The sequence below is a fragment of the Hasllibacter sp. MH4015 genome (assembly GCF_020177575.1).
Taxonomy (GTDB): domain Bacteria; phylum Pseudomonadota; class Alphaproteobacteria; order Rhodobacterales; family Rhodobacteraceae; genus Gymnodinialimonas.
Genome location: NZ_JAHTBK010000001.1, coordinates 2552686 through 2572383, shown reverse-complemented (window position 1 = coordinate 2572383; position 19698 = coordinate 2552686). Strand labels below are relative to the sequence as shown.

The window sequence follows — 19698 nt, the reverse complement described above, 5'->3', positions numbered from 1 at the left end:
GTGGTTCCGTGTGGACTTCGATGAGGCCTATCCGACATGCAATTCGACTACGATTTCGACGCCTTGAAGCAGCAGATCGCGTCCGGTGCGATCGACACGGTCCTGGTCTGTATCGTGGACATGCAGGGACGGCTGGCGGGCAAGCGGTTCCAGGCCGAAGCGTTTCTCGACATCGCGGAGGGGGAGACGCATTGTTGCAATTACCTGCTGGCGACAGACCTCGAAATGGCGACGCCGGAGGGATACGCTTCGGCCTCGTGGGCGCGGGGATACGGCGATTTCACGCTGCGCCCGGATCTCTCCACCTTGCGCCCCGTGCCGTGGCTCGATGGAACCGCGATGGTGCTCTGCGATGTCCTCGACCACCTCACCCACGCGCCGGTGCCTCATTCGCCGCGCGAGATGCTCAAGCAGCAGGTGAACCGCGCCAAGGCGATGGGGCTGTCTCCCGTGATGGCGACGGAGCTGGAGTTCTTCCTGTTCCACGGCACCCATGATCAGATCGCCGATGCAAACTTTCGCGATATGCGCCCGATCAGCCACTACAACGAGGATTACAGCATCTTCCAGACCACCAAGGAAGAACCGGTGATGCGCCCGATCCGCAACCATTTGCGCGCGATGGGCATACCGGTCGAAGGCTCCAAGGGGGAGGCGGAGGCCGGGCAGGAAGAGCTGAACATAAGGTACGCGGACGCGCTGGCCTGCGCCGATCACCACACGCTTGCCAAGCACGGCGTCAAGGAGATCGCGCATCTCAACGGCTATGCGGCGACCTTCCTGCCCAAGCTCAGCCAAGACAGCGTCGGCTCCGCGGCCCATATTCACCAATCGCTTTTCAGGGATGGCGAGAATGCATTCGCCGATCCCGACCGTCCGATGGGTAAGTCGCGGATGATGGATCACTACATGGCGGGCCTGTTGAAGTACGCCTCCGACATCACCTGTTTCCTCGCGCCCTACATCAACAGCTACAAGCGATTCGCGAAGGGGACCTTCGCGCCGACGCAGATCGTCTGGGCCATCGACAACCGCACCGCCGCATTCCGGTTGGTGGGGGAGGGGACGGCGGGTATCCGCGTGGAATGCCGTATCCCCGGCTCGGACATGAACCCCTATCTGGGGCTGCCTGCCGTGCTGGCCGCTGGCCTTGCCGGGATCGAGGAGGAATTGAGCCTGCCCGATCCGTTCGACGGCGACGCCTACGGCAAGGATGCAGCGGCAAAGGAGGGGGGCCATATCCCTCGCACGCTGAGGGACGCGCGGGACGCGATGAACGGCTCCACGATGTTGCGCGATGCGATGGGGGACGACGTCATCGACCATTACACGCGGGCCGCGGAATGGGAGATCGAGGAATTTGACCGGGCGGTCACCGACTACGAGATCAAGCGCGGGTTCGAGAAGGCATGATCCGAGATGCGACAGCCCTGTTGCCGGTCCGGGATATCAATGCGGCCTGTGCCTTCATGCGCGACTGCCTTGGGTTCGAGACGACCTACCGAAGCGACGGCTATGCCTATTGCGAAAGCGGGCAGGGGGCTGTGCGGTTCATAAATGCGCCGCCCGATGCGGATATGCATGACCCGGCCAGGCAGATCGTCATCTACCTTGATTGCGATGATGTCGACACGCTCTGGGCCACGCATCAGGCGGAGATCGTGAAATTGCCAGACGGCCATTACCGCGCGCCCTTTGACCGGCCCTATAACCAGCGGGAATTTCATGTGATCCACGGTCCGTTCCTGTTCATGGCGGGTCAGGCCATCGAAGACGGAGCGTCGGGACCATGAACCTTACGGCAAACTTCTCCTACCCCACGTCGATCCGGTTCGGGGCCGGGCGCATTGCTGAATTGGCCGATGCCTGCGAACAGGCAGGGATCACCCGGCCGCTTCTGGTGACGGACCGGGGCCTTGCCGCTTTGCCGATCACCACACTTGCCCTGGATTGCCTTGCCGAAGCGCGCCTTGGCCGGGCGATTTTCGCGGAAGTCGATGCCAACCCGACCGAGGAAAACCTGAATGCCGGGATAGAGGCCTACCGGATGGGCGACCATGACGGCGTGGTGGCGTTTGGCGGGGGGTCGGGCCTCGACCTGGGCAAGATGGTCGCCTTCATGGCGGGGCAATCGCGCCCGGTCTGGGATTTTGAGGATATCGGCGATTGGTGGACGCGGGCCGATGCCGAAAGGATCGCGCCTATCGTGGCGGTGCCGACCACCGCGGGCACCGGATCGGAAGTTGGCCGCGCCTCCGTCCTGACCGACAGCGCGACCCATGTGAAAAAGATCATCTTCCACCCCAAGGTCCTGCCGTCCGTTGTGATCTGCGACCCGGAACTGACCGTCGGAATGCCCAAGGCGATCACGGCGGGCACCGGGCTGGATGCCTTCGCCCATTGTGTGGAGGCGTTTTCCAGCCCCCATTATCATCCGATGTCCCAAGGCATTGCGCTGGAAGGGATTCGTCTGGTGATCGAGAACCTGCCCCGCGCCTATGACGACGGCGCGGATCTGGAGGCGCGCGCGCATATGATGAGCGCCGCGATGATGGGGGCCACGGCCTTCCAGAAGGGCCTTGGTGCGATCCACGCCATGAGCCATCCCGTGGGCGCCATCTTCAACACCCATCACGGCACGACGAACGCGGTTTGCATGCCCGCCGTGCTGGACCTGAACGCACCCAAGATTGCCGCGCGGTTTGACAGCGCCGCGGGCTATCTTGGGATCGAGGGCGGGTTTGCCGGGTTCCGGGCCTTCGTGGACGATTTCAACGCCCGTTTCGGCATCCCGAAGGGGCTGGCAGAGATGGGGGTGACGGCGGACCGGATCGACGATCTTGTGGCGGCGGCCCTCCGCGATCCGTCCTGTGGCGGTAACCCTGTGGACCTGACCGAAGCAAACATGCGTGCACTTTTCGCAGCCGCGATGTGAGGCACGCCTTTAATCGTCGCCTTTGGCCGCCGCCGCTGCACCGCCCTGACCCAACGGGACCGTTCCGAACGGGCCACCGTGGACCATCTGCGCCAGATCGGTCGGGTCGCTCGGTCCCTCATTGGCCAGCACCTCCTCCGCGAACTGCTCTGCGTTGTCGCGCGGGCGATAGCCGAGATAGGCCGCCTTGGAATTGTCCACCGGTGCGCGGTCATTGGCGGAAACTCCGTAGATCACGCTGAACCCGGTCGTGGGCGTGTCGATGGCGCGTTCGACCAGATGCACAAGGTCCCCGTCGCTCAGCCATGTGCCAAGGGCGCGGGCGTTCTTCACCGGCGCGCAGGACAGGATGCGCAGATGCACGCTCTCGATCCCGCGCTTCTCCCAATACATGCGGCCCAGATCCTCCGTGAAGCACTTGGCCAGGCCGTAGAACGTGTCGGGACGGTGCTCCGCGTCAATTCCTATACAAGAATTTCGGGGATGCATGCCGACCGCGTGGATGGAGGAGGCATAGATGATCCGCCGCGCGCCTGCCTTCTGCGCGCTTTCCCAGACATTGTAGGACCCGATGAAATTGGGGCCGAGCAATTCCTCGAATGGTCCTTCATCCACGATCGCGCCGAAATGGCAGACCATCTCCACCCCGTCCATCAACGCGGCGATTGACGCGTGATCGGCAAGGTCCGCCTTCACGTAGGTCTCGTTTGCCGCCAGCTCCCCGATGTCGTCGGTGATGTCGGAACTCACAAGCTCCTCACACATCGCGGCCAAGGCGGGCCGCAAGATGGTGCCGCAACGGCCCGCGGCCCCGGTCAGAACGATTTTCTTGAGCATGGCGAAGGGCCTTTCAGATCACGGCGGTTTCAAGAATGGGATCGTTTGCGACGATCCGTTCATAGGCGAACGGCCGCATATCAAGCGTGCGGTATTCACCATAGGTCAGCCATTCGGCGGTTGCGCGGCCCATGGCAGGGCTCTGCTGCAGGCCGTGGCCCGAAAACCCATTGAGGAAGATGAAATTCGGCACATCCGGATGCGGGCCGAGGATGGCGTTGTGGTCAAGCGTGTTGACCGCGTAATGCCCGGCCCATTCCGCCTGCACCTTCACCGCCTCGAAGGCGGGAATGCGGGTAGCGATGATTGGCCAGACATGGGTTTCCCAAAGGCTGTGATCCATGCGGAAATCGTCGAACTCCACCGCCGGGTCGATGTCTGCATGGCCGCCCGCCTGGTAGGTGCCGCCGCCGTTTTCGCGACAATGCACACCGGACGGGTCGATGGTCAGCGGCAGGTCACGGTCCAGCGGCGTTTCCGCCTTGAAGACCCAGGTATAGCGTTTGCGCGGCTCAACCGGCACGTCGATCCCCGCCATCCGGGCCGTCACGGCGGCGCGGGGGCCCGACGCATTGACGACCTGTCCGCAGGCCACGACCTCTCCGCTTCCCAAAGTGATGCTTTCGATGCCGGACGCGCCGCGCGTCATGGCCACCACTTCATTGGCGATGTATTCCACGCCGCGTTCGCGCGCCTGTCTTTTCCACCAATCGAAGACGGCGGCCCCGTCCCAATAGCCCTCATTCACTGTGTTGATGGAGCCTAGGACGATGTCGTCCACATTGTAGAACGGGTAACGCGACAGGATCTCGTCATGCGACAGAAGCTCCGTCGCGGCCCCGGCGGCGTGTTGTACTTTGATGTTCTGGCGCAGGACATTCGCGAAGTCTTCGGTATCGGCGAGGTAGAGGTAGCCGAAGGATCGGATCGGCAAGTCGGGGATTCGGTCGTCCCCACCCATGCGCTCCCGGATATTGGTGACAAAATCGGCGGCGAACTGGCTGATACGGACGTTCAATTCGGTCGAAAACTGCTGCCGCATGCAGGAATTCGTGTGCGCGGTGGAGCAATTCTCATAGGATTGGTCCCGCTCCACCACCAGCACCGTGCCATCGAAATCCGGGTTTTCCGTCAGCCACCACGCGGTGGACGACCCCATGATCGCGCCGCCGACAACCACCACATCATAAGCTGTGCGTGTCGGGTTCGCATCGAATGTCGCCTTGACCATGATCCCCCCTCATCCCGGTCCCGCACGACAGCTTGCCCGTCCCATCCCTGAACGCAAGTCCTGTGATTACCCGCGCCCGATTTCGTCCTTCACCGCCTCCATTGAGACGTGGGTGGACGTCGCCGCGACATGGGGCAGGCGGGATATGACCTCGCCCAGGATCTTCCGGTAATCGCCGATATCGGTGGACCGCACTTTAAGAAGGTAGTCGAAGGCCCCCGCGATCATGTGGATCTGCTCGATCTCCGCCACATCGCGGGCGGCCTCGTTGAAGGCGCGCAGCGCGGCTTCGCGCGTGTCGCTGAGCTTGACCTCCACGAAGGCGACATGGGCGAGGCCCAGGCGCGCGGGGTTGAGGATCGCGCGGAAGCCAAGGATATAGCCCTGTTCCTGAAGGCGCTTCATGCGGGTCTGGCAGGGCGTTTTGGACAATCCGACCCGGTTCGCCAATTCCGTCACCGGGATACGCCCGTCTTGGGCAAGCACGCTGAGGATCCGAAGATCGGCGGCGTCAAGTGGGCTGTCGATACGCGCATTCAAAGGCATCCTGGGCCAATCTCCGTGGGCATTTCAGGAAATGATGTTATCCAGCGGCCTGATTGCAGGCAAACAGCCTTTCGGCAAAATGCTAGTCTGAGGCATCGCCGCGATTCTGACGGAGCTTTCGCCATGTCCCGCCTGACCGATCACCGCCAAGCCATCCACGCCGCTTACCTGGAGCCGGAAGAGCGCGCGCTTTCCCGGTTGATCGACGGCCACCCTATTCCCACGGAAATGCGCAAAGCGGCCTCCACCCGCGCGGCGCGCATGGTGGCGGAGATACGGGCAGAAGATCGCGGCGGATTGATGGAGGTGTTCTTGGCGGAATACGGGCTGTCGACCTCCGAAGGGTTGGCGCTGATGCGACTGGCGGAGGCATTGCTGCGCGTGCCAGATGACGAAACGGTGGACGCGTTGATCGAGGACAAAATCGTCCCCGCCGAATGGTCTGCCCATCGGGGCCGCTCCAAATCGTCGCTCGTCAATGCCTCCACTTTGGCGCTGATGCTGACGGGCCGGGTCCTGTCGGATGAGGATGGTGCGGGCATTGCCGGGACGCTGAAAGGTGCCGTGAAACGGTTGGGGGAGCCGGTGATCCGCACCGCCACCCGCCGCGCCATGAAGGAGATGGGCAACCAGTTCGTCCTGGGTGAAACGATCCAGCAGGCCGTCCGCCGCGGTGCGGACCGTGCCGCGCAGGGCTACACGTTCTCCTATGACATGTTGGGCGAAGCGGCGGTCACGGCGGAAGAAGCGGAGGCGTTTTTTGATGCCTATGCCGATTCCATCGCGCACCTTTCGGGCCACGCGAAACACGAGGACATCCGGAAGAACCCCGGCATTTCCGTGAAGCTGTCCGCCCTGTTCCCCCGCTACGAGGAATCGCAGCGCGACCGCGTGATGGCCGAGCTTGCGCCGCGCCTCTTGCAGCTGTGCCAACAGGCCAAGGCCGCGCGGATGGGCCTGAACGTGGACGCGGAGGAGGCCGACAGGCTGGACCTGTCGCTCGATGTGATTGAGGCGGTGCTGCGCCACGAAAGCCTTGCCGGGTGGGACGGGTTCGGGGTGGTGGTGCAGGCCTATGGCAAACGCGCGGCCCCGGTGATCGACTGGCTCTATGCGCTGGCCGACACGCTCGACCGTCGCATCATGGTGCGGCTGGTGAAAGGCGCCTATTGGGATACGGAGATCAAGCGCGCACAGGTGGCGGGTCTGCCGGATTTTCCCGTCTTCACCCACAAGGCGGCAACCGATGTCAGCTACCTCTCCTGCGCGCGGCAGTTGTTGGGGATGACCGACCGGATCTATCCGCAATTCGCCACCCATAACGCCCATACGGTCGCCGCCGTGGTGGAAATGGCCGATGACCCAGACACGTTCGAATTCCAACGCCTGCACGGGATGGGTGAGGCCCTGCACGACCAATTGCGCCGGTCCAACGCCGCGCGCTGCCGGATCTACGCGCCCGTGGGCGCGCACCGGGACCTTCTGGCCTACCTCGTGCGCCGCCTGCTGGAAAACGGCGCGAATTCATCCTTCGTGCATCAGATCATGGACGAAAGCGTCCGCCCCGAAGACGTGGCAGCCGATCCCTTCACCTTGCTGGGGCGGGCCCCGGACGCTGTGACGCCGCCAAGCGCCCTCTACGCGCCGGAGCGGATCAATTCCAAGGGCTATGACCTGAGCGATCCCATGGCGCTGGCGCAGATCGAAGCCGCCCGCGCGCCGTTCCGCGATCACGTCTGGACGGCCGGGCCGATGGGGGCAGGGGCGCAGGCGGACGGTCCAACGCACGACATTCGCAACCCCGCCGACCCGGATGATCTGGTGGGCCATGTCACGCTGACCACGGCAGGCGGCGCACGGGCCGCCATCGCCGCCAGCACGCCTTGGGATGCACCCGACCGGGCCGCCATCCTGAACCGCGCCGCCGATCTTTATGAAGCACATGCGGCGGAGCTTTTTGCCCTGCTTGCGCGGGAGGCCGGAAAAACGCTTCTCGATTGCGAGGCGGAACTGCGCGAAGCGGTCGATTTCCTGCGCTATTACGCCGCGCGGATCGCCGATCTGACCGATCCCCCACTGGGCCGCGTCACCTGTATCTCGCCGTGGAATTTCCCGCTGGCCATCTTCACCGGTCAGATCGCCGCGGCCCTTGCGGCCGGAAACGCCGTCTTGGCCAAACCGGCGGAGGCGACGCCCCTGGTCGCCGCGCGGGCGGTTGCGCTTTTGCACGAAGCCGGGGTGCCGGACACTGCGCTACATCTCTTGCCGGGGGAGGGGGCGACAATCGGCGCCGCGCTCACATCCGACCCGCGGATCGACGCGGTCGCCTTCACCGGGTCCACGGCGACGGCACAGGCCATTCACCGGGCGATGGCCGCGAACCTCGCCCCCTCTGCGCCGCTTATCGCGGAAACCGGCGGGCTGAACGCGATGATCGTCGACAGCACCGCCCTGCCCGAACAGGCGGTGAAGGACGTGATCCAATCGGCGTTCCAATCCGCGGGGCAACGCTGCTCCGCCCTGCGCTGCCTCTATGTGCAGGAGGATGTGGCCGAACCCTTCCTCACGGCCCTCTACGGCGCGATGGAGGAGCTGCGCATCGGCCCCGCATGGCCCCATGCAACCGATATCGGTCCGGTCATAGATCAGGCGGCGCGGGACCGCATTGCCGCACATATCGACACGGCGCGGGCCGACGGGCGGGTGCTGCGCGAACTGGGCGCGCCGGAGAAGGGATCCTTCATTGCACCGACCGTTATCCGGATCTCCGGCATTGCCGATCTTGCAGAAGAAGTCTTCGGCCCGGTCCTGCATGTGGCGACTTTCGCGGCGGATCAAATTGACAACGTGGTCGATCAGGTAAACGCAACCGGCTATGGCCTGACCTTCGGCATCCATTCCCGCATCGACGACCGCATCGCCGACGTCACGGGCCGTGTCCAGGCGGGCAACCTTTATGTGAACCGCAACCAGATCGGCGCAATCGTGGGCAGTCAGCCGTTCGGGGGGCAGGGCCTGTCGGGGACTGGCCCCAAGGCGGGCGGGCCACATTACGTGCCGCGGTTTACCCGGGCCGCAAAAGGTGAGGGTACGCCCGGTCCGGCAAGCGATCCCGAGGAGGCCGCGCGTGATCTGCGCATCGCCATCGCCGCGCCGCGCGTCCTGAGCACCGAAGACCTGCCGGGCCCGACGGGGGAGACGAACCGGCTGACCACGCATCCGAGGGGCCGGGTTCTGTGCCTGGGCCCGGGTGAGGCGGCGGTGCGCGCGCAGGCCCGGTTCGCCACGGCCACGGGATGCGCCCCGGCCCTCGCCCCGGACCTGCCGCCGGAAGCCATCGCCGACTTGCCGCCGTTCGAAGCCGCGATCCATTGGGGCGACGACGACACTGCCAGCGCTTACCGTACCGCATTGGCGGCGCGCGACGGCCCGATCCTGCCCCTGATTACGGAGGCCGACCCGACCCGCCGCCTGATCCTGGAACGGCACACCTGTATCGACACCACCGCCGCGGGCGGCAACGCGGCGCTCTTGGCGGCTGTCGCGTGATGGACCGGCCTCTTCGGCGCGGCGTCACCGCGCGGTCTTCACCACGTCTGCATCATTGCTGCACCATCGCGGCATCCCACGCCTCTAGAAAACTCGCGCGGTTCAAACGGTCGAGGTAGACCATCAGCGCGGGCCCAAGGCGGATCGGACCGAACGGCGATTGCTCCGCCGCGCCGCGGGTTTGCAGGGGCGGCAAGACGGGTGTGGCGGGGCCGAACCCCATCCCCTCCCTCAGCAGCGCGTCCAGCATCCGACCCGCCGCATCCATCTCCTCCGCCGTGGCGGGGATAAGCGCCGTGCGCAGCATGACGTTGGTGAAATCCTCCAACGGCAACACGGTCAGCCCCGCCTCCGCATCCAGGCGCTGCGCGGCGTAGGAGCCTAAGACGTTGTAGGCCAGAGCCAGATCGCCGCTCTGCACGTCGTCGATCATCTGGGACGAACAGCAATAAAGCCGCGCATCCAGCCGTCCCATCACTTCCGTCAGGCGCCAATAGGCGTCCGAGGATCGCGCCTCTTGCGTGGCGAAAAGGTACCCCAACCCGCTGACATGCAGATCATACGTGCCAAGACGCCCCGCGAAGCGGTCGGGATTGTCGCGGAGCAATGTCACCAATTCGGCACGGCTCCGCGGCAGGGTCAGCCCCTCGAAACGGGCGGCGTTGATGACGATGACGGCGGGTTCGGCGGTGAATGCGAAAAGCTGGTCATTCCACCGCGCCCAATCGGGCAGCGCCGCCGTCGCGCCGGAGCTGTAGCTTTGCGCGTATCCGTCATTGGCCAGCGAGAATTGCAGGTCCATGGCCGACGACAGCGCAAGGTCGAACACCGCGCCGCCCCGGATCGCGCGGTTCAGCTCGGACGAAGATACGGTATTGTAATCAATGCCCACGCCGGGATTGTCCGTCTGAAACCGCAACAGGAACGGCTCGAACACATCCAGATCGGCGGTGGAGATGACGCGCAGCATCGGGCCGTCCGCGCCGGGATAGACGCGCCTGTCCTCGATCTCGAAATCCTGCGCCACGGCCTGCGATGCCAGCAACAGGCCCAGACACGCGGCGCCGATCAGGCGGCGGGCAAGATCAGTGACACACATGCGCCGCTCCCCCCCTTTGCCGGTCCCAGGTCCAGACGCCCGCCATGGGCGCGCACGGCCTCTTCCGCGATGGTCAGGCCAAGGCCCGATCCGACGACACCTTCGGCCCGTTCACCGCGTCGGAAGCGTTCGGTCAGATGCCCCGCCGGTCCGTCGCCAAATCCCGGCCCCTCATCGCTGACGGCGACAATCGCCTCCCCCCCGCCATTGGACACGGCCACATGCACAATCGTCTCGGCGGGAGAATATTTGATCGCGTTGTCCAGCACGTTGCGCAGGGCGTTCTGGATCAGGATCGCGTCGCCCTCCACTGCCGCCGCACTCGCGTCCAGCGCGATGTCGATATCCTTCATCTCCGCTGTGGGGCGCAGGGCATCGGCCACGGCGCTGGCCAGCGCGGGCAGGTCCACACGTTCGCGCGCCAGATCATCGGCCCGGAACGACACCATCGCATGATCCAGCAACTGCCCGGCGGAGCGGGAGCTGTCGTCGACGGCCCGGATCACCCGGCGCAGGGTGCGTTTCTGATCCTCATCGGTGGTGGAGCGCAGCGCGATTTCCGCTTGCGTCCGGACAATGGCAAGGGGCGTGCGGACGCGGTGGGCGGCCTCCGCGATGAAATCCTCGGACCGGCGTTGTGCGGCTCCAAGGCGATCCATCAAACGGTTGAGCGCGCGGACCAGCGGCATCAGTTCCGGCGGACCTTGCCTGCGCAACGGGCGCAGATCGGACGGCCCGCGCGTGGCGACATGCTGCGCCATGGTGTTTAGCGGACGCAGGGACGCGCGCACCGCATAGGCCGACAGGCCAACCGCCAGAATGAAGATCCCCACTGACAGGATCGCCGCCTGCCGCGACAGCCCCGCCGCGATCCCCTGCACACCCGCGCGGGTCTGGGCGACGGTGACGGTGACCGGCACCGCCTCGCCATCGGCAAGGATCACCCGCGTGACCTGCGCCGCGCGCACCGACGTGCCGCGATAGGGCAGGGTGGCGAAACTGACTTGCCCCGGTGCCTCCGCGCCGCCTTCCACCACCAGATCGTCGTATCCCGTCAGCACTTCACCCGCCGCGGTCACGCGGTAGAACACCCGATCCTCGCTGATCGCGCCGAGCATGGAGAAGGCGGAATAGGGCAGTTCCAACCGGATCGCCCCGGCCTCGGACCGCAGGGTTTCGGCGATGGATGTGGCCGACGCCGCAAGGATGTTGTCTTGGGTCCGGCCCGCCGCCTCCCGCGCGAAACTGGTCACCATACCCCAGCTGATGAACGCCAGAAGCGCGACGATCGCGGCCAGAAAAAGCGTCAGTTTCCGCGCAATGGGCCATCCGGTCTGCACGCTCATGCGCTCATCCGATAGCCCAGGCCGCGCACCGTTTCGATCCGCACGCCCGCCCCGTCAAGCTTCTTGCGCAGGCGGCCCACATAGACCTCGATCGCGTTCTCGGTGACATCGGCGTCTTGGCTGAACAGGCGATCCAGAAGCTGTGACTTGGACAGGATCTGCCCCGGATTGCGGGCAAAGACCTCCAGCAGGCGAATTTCGCGGTTGCGCAATTCGAGGGTCTCGTCGCCACAGGTGAGCGTCCCGGCATTAGGCTCAAAAATGGCTTGGCCCAACGGGATCTCATTCCGCGCCACCCCGCCCCTGCGGCGTAGAACGGCGCGGCAGCGCGCCTCCAACTCACTGAAATCGAACGGCTTCGTGATGTAGTCATCCGCACCTTGATCCAGCGCGCCCACCCGGTCGGAGATCTGGCTGCGTGCGGTCAGGACGATCACGGGCGTTTCAAGATGGTCACGTTTGCGGGCCAGGAAATCGCGCCCGTCCCCGTCGGGCAGCATGACGTCCAGCAAGATCAGATCGTATTCCGCCACAGCCAGGCAATCTTCCGCCCCGGCAAGCGTCGCGGCGTGATCCACGGCATGCCCGTCCAGCCCCAGACGCTGCACCACCGCATCGGCCAATTCGGCATTGTCCTCGACCAGCAAAAACCGCATCGCATCCTCCCCGCGCAAGACTGCCGGTCAGACGCGCGGGACGCAACGCCCAGATGTCAGACCAAACCCGCAAGCGCCGCGAATGGGTCATCATCGGGGTCCCTCGTCCAATTGTATTCGCATTCCTCGGCCATGGTTTCCGCGGCTTGCATCCCGAACAGATCGGCGGCTGCGGCCAGTGCCATGTCCATACCGGCCGACACGCCGGATGAGGTATAGAATTTGCCGTCCTGCACCCATCGCGCGCGCTTCACCCACGTGACGTTCGGGGCCAAATGCACGGTGTCGTTGAAGTCCAGCTTGTTGGTTGTTGCGCGACGCCCGTCCAGCACACCGGTCATTCCCAACAGCACCGTGCCGGTACACACGGCCATCACCCGATCCGCGTGGGCCGATGTGTTGCGCACCCATTGCATGAGGTCGGGGTCCTTTGCGGCCTCAAGCGCCGAGTCGCCACCGGGGATGAACAGCAATTCGTAGTCGCTTGCGTCGGACAAGGTCCTGGCGGGGACGATCCGCTGGCCATGGCGACTTGGAACCGGATCACGCGTCTTGGCCACTGTCACGATCTTGATCTCATCCCGGAACCCGCCAAGCATTTCGATCGGCCCGAAATAGTCCAAGGTCTGAAATCCGGGGAACACGAGGGCCGCCATGTTTCGCATATGCGTTGTCCTTTGATCTGTCGGGCAACGGTGACGATGTGCGCCCCCCGGCGCAAGGTCCGGCGGCTGAGCAACTTCATTCGTCTCGCCCTGACGCGGGGCCCGGCCAATGGGTAAGCGCATCAGAACCGTCGCCATGCCCCGCATCCATCCCATGTCAGGCCGCTGTCAGCTTCGGATGCGACAGTCCGGGGATGGGCAGCGAACGACTGCCCGTGAATTGGGAGGAATACCAAATGAAATTCACGCGTCGGGTCATGATGACCGCGGCCGCCGCGATGGTGGCCTTTTCTGGTGCGGCTCAGGCCGATGGCCACCAGGTCCTTGACGAAATCCACTTCCTGATCCCCGGCGGCGCCGGTGGCGGTTGGGACGGCACCGCGCGCGGCACCGGTGAGGCGCTGACAAGCGCCGGCATCGTCGGCTCCGCTTCGTATGAGAACATGTCCGGCGGCGGTGGCGGTGTGGCCATTGCCCACCTGATCGAGAACGCCGACAGCATGGGCAACACGATGATGGTGAACTCCACCCCCATCGTCATCCGCTCCCTGACGGGCGTGTTCCCGCAGAGCTTCCGTGACCTCACGCTGATCGCGGGCACCATCGGCGATTACGCGGCTCTTGTCGTGCCCGCCGACAGCGACCTGCAATCCATGGAAGACCTCGTGGCAGCCTACCAGGCCGATGCGACGTCTTTCGCCATCGGTGGCGGGTCCGTGCCGGGCGGTATGGATCACCTCGTGGCGGCCATGGCGATGGAAGCGGCGGGCGAAGATCCCACCGGCTTCAACTACATCCCCTACGACGCGGGCGGTGCTGCCATGGCGGGCCTGCTGTCGGGTGAGATCCAGGCGCTTTCGACCGGTTATTCCGAGGCCGTGACCCTTGCCGAGCAGGGCGAAGTGCGCATCCTCGGCGTCACCGCGCCCGAGAGGATCGAAGGCTCCGACGCACCCACGATGATGGAGCAGGGCATCGACGTGGAATTCGTCAACTGGCGCGGCTTCTTCGCTGCACCGGGTCTGGACGAGGCAACGGTCGAGAACATGCGCGCCGCCATCGCCGCGATGTACGAAACCGAGGAGTGGGAGACGATCCGCGCCCAGAACGGCTGGGTAAACATCCACAATCCCGGCGAGGATTTCGAGGCGTTTCTCGAAAACCAGGAGCAGCAGATCGGTGATCTGATGCGCACGCTCGGGTTCCTCTGAAGACCTCGGACGGCGCGCGCCGAACATGCGCGCGCCGTTCCCGGGCCAAGGCCCCGGGGCGTCACCACCGAACGACAATCCTTGGGAGGGGACACCATGGCGCTGGATCGCTGGATCGCGCTGATTTTCGTGGCGATGTGCTGCATCTACGGATACACCGCATTCTTCACGATGGACCAATCGTTGCCGCCCTTCATGCAGCGCAATCCGGTCTGGCCCTCGACCTTCCCCAAGGTACTGAGCGTCGCGGGCGCGCTGTGCGGTCTTGTCGTGCTGCTGGGTCTCGAAAAGCAGACCGGCCAGAAAGAGCCGTCCGCCACCGATATCAACTATCGCCGCCTGGGTGATTACAACACCGGTCAGGCCATCGGCCTTCTTGTCGCGATGGTCGTCTACGCCCTTTGCCTGCGGCCCATCGGCTTCATCGCCGCCACGATCCTGTTCCTGACCGCCGGTGCCACGATCCTGGGAGAGCGGAAATACCACATCCTGATCCCCGTCGCGGCGATCGCGACATTCATCATCTGGTTTCTCGTCCAACAGGTCCTGGGCATCTTCCTGCGCCCCTGGCCGACATTCCTGGTCGATTGAGGAGGACCCGCCATGCTTGAAGGTCTCATGATCGGCCTGCAAACGGCCATCAATCCGTTCAACCTCGGTATGGTCGTCTTCGGATGCATCATCGGCACCTTCATCGGCATGTTGCCGGGGCTGGGGCCGATGTCGATCATCGCCATCATGATCCCTGTGGCAATCACTTTGGGTGATCCGACCGCGGCCCTGATCCTTCTGGCGGGCGTCTACTATGGCGCCATCTTCGGCGGCTCCACATCGTCGATCCTTCTGAACGCGCCGGGGGTCGCGGGCACGGTTGCCACATCCTTCGATGGCTACCCGATGGCCCAGAAGGGCATGGCCGGCAAGGCGCTGACCATCGCCGCAATCTCCAGCTTCGCAGGCGGCACGATCGGCGCGATCCTATTGATGATCTTCGCGCCCATGCTGTCGTCCGTCGCGCTCCTGTTCCATTCCGCCGAATATTTCGCGTTGATGGTTGTCGGCCTCAGCGCCATCGCGGCCTTCGCGGGTACGGGACAAGTGGGAAAGGCCGTCATGATGACGATCCTCGGCCTCATGATGGCGACCGTGGGCGAAGGCGCCTTGGCGGCCATGCCACGGTTCACCGCCGGAATCCTCGATCTGCAATCGGGCTTTTCCTTCATCACGCTGGCCATGGCGATGTTCGCCCTGCCGGAGGCGATTTTCCTCGTGATGAATCCCGCGCGGTCGGCCCAAGGGTCCGGTGACGACAAATCCGGCAAGATCGACAACTTGCGCATCAACCGGCAAGAGGCGCGTGCCATCGCGCCCGTGATCGGCCGGCAATCGGTGCAGGGCTTCTTCATCGGCGTTCTGCCGGGGGCCGGGGCCACCATCGCGTCCTTCCTGGGCTACGCCGTCGAACGCAACCTCGCCACGAAGGAAGAGCAGAAGGAATTCGGCAAAGGCTCCATCAAGGGTCTGTCGGCACCGGAGACGGCGAATAACGCGGCCTGCACCGGGTCTTTCGTGCCCCTCCTGACGCTTGGCATTCCCGGCTCCGGCACCACGGCGATCCTTCTGGGCGCGCTGATCGCGCTCAACGTCACGCCCGGCCCGCGCCTCATGGTGGATGAGCCGCAGGTGTTCTGGGCCGTCATCATCTCGATGTATATCGGCAATCTGGTGCTTCTGATCCTGAACCTGCCGCTCATTCCCTACATTGCCAAGATCCTCGCGATCCCGCGCAACTACCTGATCCCGTTCATCTTGTTCTTCACCTTGATGGGCGCCTATATCGGCCAGAACAACGCAACGGAGCTGTTGATCCTCGTGGGCTTCGGGGTCTGCGCGACGATCCTGCGTTTCGCCGATTACCCGCTGGCCCCGCTCTTGATCGGCTTCATCCTCGGCACGATGCTGGAGGATAACTTCTCCCGCTCGATGCAACTCTACCAAGGCCTTGGATTCATCCTGGAGCGTCCGATGACCCTCGGCCTCCTGGTGCTGGCGGTGCTTCTGGTGCTGCTGCCGAGCTACCGTGCGATGCGGGCCCGGAAGCGGGCGCAGGGCGTGGCGGATGGCGACTAATCCGCCCGAATGACGCGCCGGGATCGGATGCAAGCGCGCAGCGCACCGGTGCATCGCCGTCCCGCCCCCCGGAATGGCGATTTGGGGAGGCTGGGGGCTGCGTGCCTTCGATCTGAGGACGTCGCGACCATGACGTGCTGCCGCCAGTCCATCGGATCGCCACCCCGCCTGACGGCCATGGCCTGGCCGATAGTGACCCCATGACCCGCCCCCTCGCCGACATCCGCGTCCTCGACCTCACCAATGTCCTCGCAGGCCCCTTCGCCTGCCATCAACTCGCCCATCTGGGCGCCGACATCATCAAGATCGAAACACCCGGCCGCGGAGATCTGGCGCGGAACCTCGGGGCCTCTCCCGAATTCAGCGCGCAGGGCATGGGCATCAGCTTCCTCGCGCAGAATGCGGGCAAGAAGAGCCTCACCCTCAATCTCAAATACCCCGACGGCAAGGACATCCTCAAACGCCTCGTGCGCACCGCAGATGTTCTGGTGGAAAATTTCCGGCCGGGCGTCATGGCGCGCCTCGGACTGTCCTACGACGTCCTCAGGGCCGAAAATCCTGCGTTGATCTATTGCGCGATCTCCGGTTTCGGGCAGGACGGCCCGTGGGCGGACAAACCGGCCTATGACCAGATCATCCAAGGCGCCTCGGGCGTCATGTCGATCACCGGGGACGGGACGCAACCCACCCGCGTCGGCTATCCGCTGTCGGACACGATCGGCGGGCTCACGGCGGCCATGGCGATCTCGGCGGCCCTCAACGCGCCCGAGCGCGGCACATTCATCGACGTCAGCATGTTGGAGGCGACGCTGGCCACCATGGGCTGGGTCGTCTCCAACCACCTGATCGGCGGCACCCCACCGCAGGCCCATGGCAACGAGAACCCGACCTCCGCCCCGTCCGGCACGTTCCAGGCCGCGGACGCGCCGCTCAACATCGCGGCAAACAAGGATGAGCAATGGACGGCGCTCGCCCGTCTTCTGGATCGGGAGGACCTGCTGGCGGACCCGCGGTTCACTACGCGGGAGGATCGCAAAACCAACCGCCATGCCCTGCGCGCGGAGCTTGAAACCGTGCTGACCGCCCGCCCCGCCGCCCACTGGGTCGACATGCTCAACGCCAACGGCATCCCTGCCGGTCCGGTGCTAGGCGTGCCGGACATCCTCTCTCACCCCCAGGTTGCCGACCGCGATCTCATCGCGCATTTCGCCGATGTGCCGGGCGTGAATCGCGCCATCGACGTCGTCACGACCGGTTTCCTGCTGGACCAGACGCGCCCCTCAGTGCCCACGCCCCCGCCGGAGCTTGGTCAGCACAACGCGGAAATCCTGCGCGAACTGGGCTTCGACGCCGAGGCCATTGCGCGTCTGGCGCGGAACGGCGTGGTCTGAGCCTCCCGGCTAGAGAGGCACATCCTTCAGCGGTCCCTGGTCGAGGCGCGTGATATGCGCCTCCGGCCCCACGGGGAAAAGCTGGCGCACCAGCGGATCGTGGCCCGGCACGATCAAATTCCGTTCGCTCGCAAGCCGCTCCAACATGCCGAACCCGGTCAGCATGTCGTCTAGGTCGACTACGATAGGAAAGGGTTTACGGGCGCGTATGTTCTCGTAGAAATGCGCAGCGTCAGAGGCCAGCACCAGAAAGCCTGCATCCGTGTGCACGCGGACCGCCTGCAACCCTCGCGAATGGCCGCCGATGCGATGCACGGTGACGCCATCGGCAACCTCCCCATCGCCGTCGCGAAACATGACCTTTCCGGAATAGACCCGCCTGACCGCTTCGCAGACGTGGTCCGCCGTGAACGGCATCCGCAACGTGTCGTGGCACATGCACGGCCCGGTGGCATAGGCCATCTCCGCCTCCTGCAAATGCAGGCGCGCGTTGGGGAACAGATGCAGACCGCCCGCGTGATCGTAATGCAGGTGGGTGACGATCACCTCATCCACCGCCTCTGCCGCGATGCCAAGGGGTTTGAGCGCGTCTCTTGGATCCCGGGCGATCGGGCGACCACGCGCCGCGGCCTCCGCACTGTCATAGCCGGTGTCGACAAGGATCACCCGATCCCCGCGCCGCAGGACCCAGATGAAGTAATCCATCGGATGGGGCGCATCGTGGGCGGCATCGAACAGGAAACTCTCCGCCCGCAAGCGGTCGTTCCGGTCGGCGTATTTGACGGCGAAGACGTCCCAGGTCATTGCACGACACTCTCGAACCCGCGCAGGTCAACACCGTCGATCATCGGTGCGATCGCGGCCTTGAACGCCTTGAAATGGGCCATGTCCAGATGGGCATCGAACCCCGCGCGGTCATCGTAAAGCTCGTACAGGAACACCTCGTCCGGGCGCGCGGGATCGGTACAGACATCGAATTGACGGCACGCAGACTCGCGCCGTGACGCAGCAGCATTCTCCGCCATCAACGCCGCGAACGCCGCCCGGTGTTCCGGCTTGACCGTGAACGTCACCACCACCGCATACATCGCATCCCTCCCCATTCCGCGCCCCAGCATGGCCCCGACCGGCCCCGCAGGGGAAGCGAAAACACTGCCGCTGGACACCGGCCCCCGCCCTGCTACCTTCGCGCCGACACCGGATTTTGGAGGGTACGATGGCGAAGCTGGCATTCCTTGGACTTGGCGTGATGGGCTACCCCATGGCGGCCCATCTGCACGGCGCGGGCCATTCCGTCACCGTCTACAACCGCACCACCGAAAAGGCCGAGGCATGGGCATCGGAGATCGAGGATACCTTCGCCACCACCCCGCGTGAGGCCGCGGAAGGGGCCGAATTCGTCATGGCCTGCGTCGGCAATGATGATGACCTCCGCTCCGTCGTATTGGGCGATGACGGCGCCTTCGCGGGCATGAATGAAGGCGCAATCTTCGTCGATCACACGACCGTCTCTGCCATCGTCACCCGCGAGTTGGCCGCGACCGGGGCGGAGCGGGGCATCGGCTGGGTCGACGCCCCCGTTTCCGGCGGGCAGGCCGGGGCCGAAAACGGTCAGCTTGCCATCATGTGCGGCGGGGACGAGGCGCATTTCGAGGCCGCCAAACCGATCATCGCCGCCTATTCCAAGGCCAGCGTGCATTTCGGCGATGTGGGGGCGGGGCAATTGGTCAAGATGGTCAACCAGGTCTGCATCGCCGGGGCCATTCAGTCGATCTCCGAAGGGCTCTACATGGCGATGAAGGCCGGGCTCGACGCCAAGAAAGTGGCCGATCTGGTCAGCCAGGGCGCGGGCGGATCTTGGCAACTCGCCAACCGTGCGGGCACCATGGTCGACAATGAGTTCAACCACGGCTTCGCGGTCGATTGGATGCGCAAGGACCTGGGCATCGCATTGGGGCAGGGCAAGGAAATGGGCCTGTCCATGCCCGTCACCGCGATGGTCGACCAGTTCTATGCAGAGGTGCAGCAGATGGGCGGCGGGCGCTGGGATACATCAAGCCTGATCCAGCGGTTCCGCAAGATGAACGACGACGGGTTCTGAG

Annotated in this window: 18 protein-coding genes; 9 read left to right on the top strand and 9 right to left on the bottom strand. The window is 64.8% G+C overall.

All coding sequences use genetic code 11. The annotated features are described in order from the left end of the window. The first annotated feature begins 36 nt into the window (after positions 1-36). From KUW62_RS13205 to KUW62_RS13195, 3 genes are read left to right on the top strand one after another with little or no spacing between them, the layout of a single operon-like run. Positions 37-1413, top strand: a complete 1377-nt coding sequence (locus KUW62_RS13205) for a glutamine synthetase family protein (protein WP_224815934.1) — start codon at positions 37-39, stop codon at positions 1411-1413. Next, the gene (locus KUW62_RS13200; protein WP_224815933.1) at positions 1410-1793 is read left to right on the top strand and encodes a VOC family protein; all 384 of its coding nucleotides are present in this window, start codon (positions 1410-1412) and stop codon (positions 1791-1793) included. Before KUW62_RS13205 ends, KUW62_RS13200 begins: the two co-directional genes overlap by 4 nt. Beyond that, on the top strand, positions 1790-2935 hold the full coding sequence (locus KUW62_RS13195; protein WP_224815932.1) for an iron-containing alcohol dehydrogenase: 1146 nt from the start codon (positions 1790-1792) through the stop codon (positions 2933-2935). Before KUW62_RS13200 ends, KUW62_RS13195 begins: the two co-directional genes overlap by 4 nt. Positions 2936-2944: 9 nt before the next feature. Here the strand turns inward: KUW62_RS13195 and KUW62_RS13190 are convergent, their stop codons facing one another. The 3 genes from KUW62_RS13190 to KUW62_RS13180 form a co-directional block, all read right to left on the bottom strand. Next, positions 2945-3772 (bottom strand): NAD(P)-dependent oxidoreductase, encoded by an 828-nt coding sequence (locus KUW62_RS13190; RefSeq protein WP_224815931.1) that lies wholly within the window; start codon positions 3770-3772, stop codon positions 2945-2947. Positions 3773-3785: 13 nt separating this feature from the next. Beyond that, positions 3786-5003 carry an FAD-binding oxidoreductase gene (locus KUW62_RS13185; protein WP_224815930.1) on the bottom strand — a complete coding sequence of 406 codons (1218 nt, stop codon included), beginning with the start codon at positions 5001-5003 and terminating at the stop codon, positions 3786-3788. A gap of 66 nt (positions 5004-5069) precedes the next feature. Beyond that, positions 5070-5549, bottom strand: coding sequence for an Lrp/AsnC ligand binding domain-containing protein (locus KUW62_RS13180; RefSeq protein ID WP_224815929.1), 480 nt, complete (start codon positions 5547-5549; stop codon positions 5070-5072). Between the two features lie 123 nt (positions 5550-5672). On the opposite strand from KUW62_RS13180, the gene putA reads away from it, so the two are divergent. After that, the gene (gene putA / locus KUW62_RS13175; protein ID WP_224815928.1) at positions 5673-9098 is read left to right on the top strand and encodes a bifunctional proline dehydrogenase/L-glutamate gamma-semialdehyde dehydrogenase PutA; all 3426 of its coding nucleotides are present in this window, start codon (positions 5673-5675) and stop codon (positions 9096-9098) included. 52 nt (positions 9099-9150) lie between these two features. On the opposite strand, the gene KUW62_RS13170 is transcribed toward putA, so the two are convergent. Genes KUW62_RS13170 through KUW62_RS13155 form a run of 4 tightly spaced genes read right to left on the bottom strand, consistent with a single transcriptional unit; the run spans position 9151 to position 12864 of the window. Then, positions 9151-10197 carry an ABC transporter substrate-binding protein gene (locus KUW62_RS13170; RefSeq protein ID WP_224815927.1) on the bottom strand — a complete coding sequence of 349 codons (1047 nt, stop codon included), beginning with the start codon at positions 10195-10197 and terminating at the stop codon, positions 9151-9153. Next, positions 10167-11543: a sensor histidine kinase gene (locus tag KUW62_RS13165; protein ID WP_224815926.1), complete on the bottom strand. Its 1377-nt coding sequence runs from the start codon at positions 11541-11543 to the stop codon at positions 10167-10169. Before KUW62_RS13165 ends, KUW62_RS13170 begins: the two co-directional genes overlap by 31 nt. After that, positions 11540-12199, bottom strand: coding sequence for a response regulator transcription factor (locus KUW62_RS13160; protein ID WP_224815925.1), 660 nt, complete (start codon positions 12197-12199; stop codon positions 11540-11542). The genes KUW62_RS13165 and KUW62_RS13160 overlap by 4 nt, the downstream gene beginning before the upstream one ends. Positions 12200-12255: 56 nt before the next feature. Further along, complete coding sequence (locus KUW62_RS13155) at positions 12256-12864, bottom strand: DJ-1/PfpI family protein (RefSeq protein WP_224815924.1); 609 nt, start codon at positions 12862-12864, stop codon at positions 12256-12258. Positions 12865-13100: 236 nt separating this feature from the next. Here KUW62_RS13155 and KUW62_RS13150 point away from each other — a divergent pair, with 236 nt between their 5' ends. The 4 genes from KUW62_RS13150 (at position 13101) to KUW62_RS13135 (ending at position 17596) form a co-directional block, all read left to right on the top strand. After that, positions 13101-14075: a tripartite tricarboxylate transporter substrate binding protein gene (locus KUW62_RS13150; RefSeq protein WP_224815923.1), complete on the top strand. Its 975-nt coding sequence runs from the start codon at positions 13101-13103 to the stop codon at positions 14073-14075. Positions 14076-14171: 96 nt separating this feature from the next. Further along, the gene (locus KUW62_RS13145) at positions 14172-14666 is read left to right on the top strand and encodes a tripartite tricarboxylate transporter TctB family protein (protein WP_224815922.1); all 495 of its coding nucleotides are present in this window, start codon (positions 14172-14174) and stop codon (positions 14664-14666) included. A gap of 12 nt (positions 14667-14678) precedes the next feature. Beyond that, positions 14679-16205 carry a tripartite tricarboxylate transporter permease gene (locus KUW62_RS13140; protein WP_224815921.1) on the top strand — a complete coding sequence of 509 codons (1527 nt, stop codon included), beginning with the start codon at positions 14679-14681 and terminating at the stop codon, positions 16203-16205. 200 nt (positions 16206-16405) lie between these two features. Further along, positions 16406-17596, top strand: coding sequence for a CaiB/BaiF CoA-transferase family protein (locus tag KUW62_RS13135; protein ID WP_224815920.1), 1191 nt, complete (start codon positions 16406-16408; stop codon positions 17594-17596). A 9-nt stretch (positions 17597-17605) separates the two neighbouring features. Here KUW62_RS13135 and KUW62_RS13130 read toward each other — a convergent pair whose 3' ends face one another. Both KUW62_RS13130 and KUW62_RS13125 read right to left on the bottom strand, forming a co-directional pair. After that, on the bottom strand, positions 17606-18400 hold the full coding sequence (locus KUW62_RS13130; RefSeq protein ID WP_224815919.1) for an N-acyl homoserine lactonase family protein: 795 nt from the start codon (positions 18398-18400) through the stop codon (positions 17606-17608). Next, positions 18397-18684 (bottom strand): putative quinol monooxygenase, encoded by a 288-nt coding sequence (locus KUW62_RS13125; protein ID WP_224815918.1) that lies wholly within the window; start codon positions 18682-18684, stop codon positions 18397-18399. Before KUW62_RS13125 ends, KUW62_RS13130 begins: the two co-directional genes overlap by 4 nt. A gap of 128 nt (positions 18685-18812) precedes the next feature. Here KUW62_RS13125 and KUW62_RS13120 point away from each other — a divergent pair, with 128 nt between their 5' ends. Further along, on the top strand, positions 18813-19697 hold the full coding sequence (locus KUW62_RS13120) for an NAD(P)-dependent oxidoreductase (protein WP_224815917.1): 885 nt from the start codon (positions 18813-18815) through the stop codon (positions 19695-19697). Position 19698: the final 1 nt, after the last annotated feature.

Coding starts and splice junctions, on each gene's coding strand:
- KUW62_RS13205 (WP_224815934.1), top strand. CDS start 37: ATGCAATTCGACTACGATTTCGACGCCTTGAAGCAGCAGATCGCGTCC.
- KUW62_RS13200 (WP_224815933.1), top strand. CDS start 1,410: ATGATCCGAGATGCGACAGCCCTGTTGCCGGTCCGGGATATCAATGCG.
- KUW62_RS13195 (WP_224815932.1), top strand. CDS start 1,790: ATGAACCTTACGGCAAACTTCTCCTACCCCACGTCGATCCGGTTCGGG.
- KUW62_RS13190 (WP_224815931.1), bottom strand. CDS start 3,772: ATGCTCAAGAAAATCGTTCTGACCGGGGCCGCGGGCCGTTGCGGCACC.
- KUW62_RS13185 (WP_224815930.1), bottom strand. CDS start 5,003: ATGGTCAAGGCGACATTCGATGCGAACCCGACACGCACAGCTTATGAT.
- KUW62_RS13180 (WP_224815929.1), bottom strand. CDS start 5,549: ATGCCTTTGAATGCGCGTATCGACAGCCCACTTGACGCCGCCGATCTT.
- putA (WP_224815928.1), top strand. CDS start 5,673: ATGTCCCGCCTGACCGATCACCGCCAAGCCATCCACGCCGCTTACCTG.
- KUW62_RS13170 (WP_224815927.1), bottom strand. CDS start 10,197: ATGTGTGTCACTGATCTTGCCCGCCGCCTGATCGGCGCCGCGTGTCTG.
- KUW62_RS13165 (WP_224815926.1), bottom strand. CDS start 11,543: ATGAGCGTGCAGACCGGATGGCCCATTGCGCGGAAACTGACGCTTTTT.
- KUW62_RS13160 (WP_224815925.1), bottom strand. CDS start 12,199: ATGCGGTTTTTGCTGGTCGAGGACAATGCCGAATTGGCCGATGCGGTG.
- KUW62_RS13155 (WP_224815924.1), bottom strand. CDS start 12,864: ATGCGAAACATGGCGGCCCTCGTGTTCCCCGGATTTCAGACCTTGGAC.
- KUW62_RS13150 (WP_224815923.1), top strand. CDS start 13,101: ATGAAATTCACGCGTCGGGTCATGATGACCGCGGCCGCCGCGATGGTG.
- KUW62_RS13145 (WP_224815922.1), top strand. CDS start 14,172: ATGGCGCTGGATCGCTGGATCGCGCTGATTTTCGTGGCGATGTGCTGC.
- KUW62_RS13140 (WP_224815921.1), top strand. CDS start 14,679: ATGCTTGAAGGTCTCATGATCGGCCTGCAAACGGCCATCAATCCGTTC.
- KUW62_RS13135 (WP_224815920.1), top strand. CDS start 16,406: ATGACCCGCCCCCTCGCCGACATCCGCGTCCTCGACCTCACCAATGTC.
- KUW62_RS13130 (WP_224815919.1), bottom strand. CDS start 18,400: ATGACCTGGGACGTCTTCGCCGTCAAATACGCCGACCGGAACGACCGC.
- KUW62_RS13125 (WP_224815918.1), bottom strand. CDS start 18,684: ATGTATGCGGTGGTGGTGACGTTCACGGTCAAGCCGGAACACCGGGCG.
- KUW62_RS13120 (WP_224815917.1), top strand. CDS start 18,813: ATGGCGAAGCTGGCATTCCTTGGACTTGGCGTGATGGGCTACCCCATG.